Genomic DNA, 2,743 nt, shown 5'->3' with positions numbered 1-2,743 from the left:
CTTACCTTCACGTGCTGACGTCGCACGGCACGATCGATCAGCGCACCGGTTCGCTGTGTCCGGCCGATGGCAGATGGACCAACTCGGTTGGTTAAGTTCGATGGTGTCGACGGCGATGTCATGATTGATCGAAAGGTATCTGTAGTGACCACACAGAAAGCAATGGATCAAGCATTGCGTCAATCAGATGCTCTCAAGCAGAACGGACTTACAGGTCGTTGGGAAGTCCCCACCGTACAGCAAGCAATTCGGGCACAAAATATGTTCAAGCAGCTCGGAATATCAAATATCACTGTGAGGGTCGTTTCAAAATGAATGGCAAGCACATGATTAAGGCTATCGTAGATATCGCCATATTCCTGGAGTTCACCGGGGAGGAGTCATTAGATCCGGATTCTGCGCTCAATGCGATGGAGCGGCTTTCCGCAGAGCTTCAGTGTATGTCGGCGGAGGATCGACAGATTTTTTCTGAGCAATGTCGTGCTTTATCGGGTGCCTATGGAGATAAAGAGGGGTTTGTCATAGGTCTCTCCGAGGCTCTAGGTATCGAATAAGTTGATGGTATTTGATCTTGAGAAGGTTTCGGGCCTGTCTGACGACTTTCGGGTTGGTCTAGATTTGAGAGGGAGCTTTCAACGGAGAAACCGGAGTTCATGTGAGAGGACGTTCGCCTAAGGCGGGTAGTCACGATGCTGCGCAAGGTGAGCCAGAATTCCGTCATGAGCGATCCGGTCTCGCAGAGCATGCTGTTCTTGCACTTGCTTCAGAGGCTGAAACCGAGTGCAATGAATCTACTTCACCGCGCAGCGGGGTCGGGCGGTGCTGGAGAGGTCAATCTTTGGAACGAAATTTCCCGGAAAAATTGCTTCGTTTCTACTTCTTACCCTTACATCATTGCCGTCGTAATCCCGACCTTGTCGTGACTGGGGCGACGTCCTAACCACCCGATACTCTGCTGCTCCACCGCGCCGGGCAACTTGTCGATCATCGGCGCCGGTAATAATCTTTCGATCAACGCGGGATCGCTGACGAACTTCCGCGACCTGATCACGGCAAGCCGGAACATCAAATTCGTGATCAAGCCAACCAAGTGACCGGAGAAAGTAATGACCAGCCAGTTAGAGCGTCTAGAGAAGATTCTAGGAGGAAAGCTTGAGAGGCAAGACGCGCGGATGATTCCGGGGACTGTCGCTGTAGACGGTACGGAGCTTGCCTATTTTGCTGACGATGGTAAGAACAAGTTCCGGAAACAGTTGAGAAACATTATGGAGTTCACTAATCCCCCGAATGCTAAGTACGGGGGAGTTAACGAGCGAGGTTGCAAGATCACTTTGCCCAGTGGTCAGCTGTTTCATGCAATTGGCTACCATGGTGACCTTGATGGCTGGCGGATGGACATCGAAGCTGGTGCACAGGCGTTGCACCTTCTACTTGGTCGGATCAAGGGCGATAATTTCGCTGTTTCAGACGGTCGTTTATATCCGTTGAGTGAGTGCACGATCGAGTTTGATTGACGCACCATTGCTGTAAGTAGGTAAGGTCGACAAAACCCGGCTTAGGCTGGGCTCGCCGTTTCTTGGGCTGCTGCAGATAGACCACGCAGCCCGCTTCGAGGGAACCTGTCGACGCCAGTGGACAACATCGCCGCGGCGATTCAGGCGCCGAACCTGACGCGTACCGAAGTGAGGGGGAGAATCTTGGAAACAAATCTTATGGCGGTCTATTGGGGGCCAAGAATGGAGTCGGCAGGAGAATGTGCCGGACGGGCTTCCATGTTCTTGGAAAGCTTATCGAGCTTATCGGATGATTTTCGAGGGTGGCGATTGCCTGGGCGCAGTCGAGCAGATGCATCTCTCAACTCTCCTTTAGTGTGGGATGCTCGTCGCCTAGAGGAGTTGTTTCTCAAGGGGAGGAATCGGCGGGACATCGGCGGTGAGGCAATCGACGAGTTGGGGTTTCGTATTTCCGTTTGGAACGGAAAGAGTGGCGATGAAACAGCATCGCTGACGATGAAGTGCGGCTTGTATTCCGATGTACCCGGAGTCTCAAACGTAGTATTGACAAAAATCCCACCAAAATTCGACGTGCACTCAACCACCCAAATAACCCTGCTTCTTGACTCGGTTATTATGGCTTGGAGTCCTGAGTGGGCCGTAGTTGCGTCTCAATTCAGCATGACTGAACATGCCGATCAACACGGACCATTCCTGGACCGAGCTTTATACATATCCACATCAAGTGAAAGCGCTAGCGTTAGCTTTCCGAACGCAAAGCGATATGCGACGGCAAATGGAGTCGTTTTCCTTCCTTAGGATCAGAGGCTTCGGTAGATGTTCAGGATTTTCGGATTCATGGCATCGACTAAAGATTTCGGCGCTAAGCGGATGAATCTCTGTTGCAACTTACTTATGGGCTGGCGCCGACCTCTGCTCTTCGCGCAATGGCACCGATCTTTAGTATTCATGAGGAAATGTAGTTCTTGATATTGACTTCTTGGCACAAGCAGTGCGCCGAGGACGAGCAACATCTCCTGTTGCCGGCGTAACGACGTTCGCGGCTAGAACCCGAACACCGCATCGTTCACCTTTGCGCAGAACAACTCGTCGATCATCGGTGCCGGTAATAATCTGACGATCAACGTCAGCGGCCCGGTAATGAACAGTGCACAGACGCTCAACGCCTACTGGCACTCGCACTGGGTGCAAGAGACGGGGATGTTCGAGTCGGACAAGCGTCACGACGT

Annotated in this window: 3 protein-coding genes; all 3 read left to right on the top strand. The window is 52.1% G+C overall.

Annotated features, from left to right (window positions below):
- The first annotated feature begins 311 nt into the window (after positions 1–311).
- The 3 genes from A9762_RS26075 (at position 312) to A9762_RS29500 (ending at position 2,312) form a co-directional block, all read left to right on the top strand.
- Positions 312–554: a hypothetical protein gene (locus A9762_RS26075; protein WP_069344880.1), complete on the top strand. Its 243-nt coding sequence runs from the start codon at positions 312–314 to the stop codon at positions 552–554.
- Between the two features lie 552 nt (positions 555–1,106).
- The gene (locus A9762_RS26065) at positions 1,107–1,514 is read left to right on the top strand and encodes a hypothetical protein (protein WP_069344878.1); all 408 of its coding nucleotides are present in this window, start codon (positions 1,107–1,109) and stop codon (positions 1,512–1,514) included.
- Between the two features lie 198 nt (positions 1,515–1,712).
- Complete coding sequence (locus A9762_RS29500; RefSeq protein ID WP_371443402.1) at positions 1,713–2,312, top strand: Imm52 family immunity protein; 600 nt, start codon at positions 1,713–1,715, stop codon at positions 2,310–2,312.
- Positions 2,313–2,743 lie beyond the last annotated feature (431 nt).

The sequence above is a fragment of the Pandoraea sp. ISTKB genome (genome assembly GCF_001721285.1).
In the GTDB taxonomy this organism is placed as follows: Bacteria; Pseudomonadota; Gammaproteobacteria; order Burkholderiales; family Burkholderiaceae; genus Pandoraea; species Pandoraea capi.
Note: the sequence above shows the minus strand (reverse complement) of the source record. Positions and strands in the feature narration are given on the sequence as shown.

Excerpts from the sequence above, each read along its gene's own strand:
- A9762_RS26075 (WP_069344880.1), top strand. The coding sequence starts at position 312 with ATGAATGGCAAGCACATGATTAAGGCTATCGTAGATATCGCCATATTC.
- A9762_RS26065 (WP_069344878.1), top strand. The coding sequence starts at position 1,107 with ATGACCAGCCAGTTAGAGCGTCTAGAGAAGATTCTAGGAGGAAAGCTT.
- A9762_RS29500 (WP_371443402.1), top strand. The coding sequence starts at position 1,713 with ATGGCGGTCTATTGGGGGCCAAGAATGGAGTCGGCAGGAGAATGTGCC.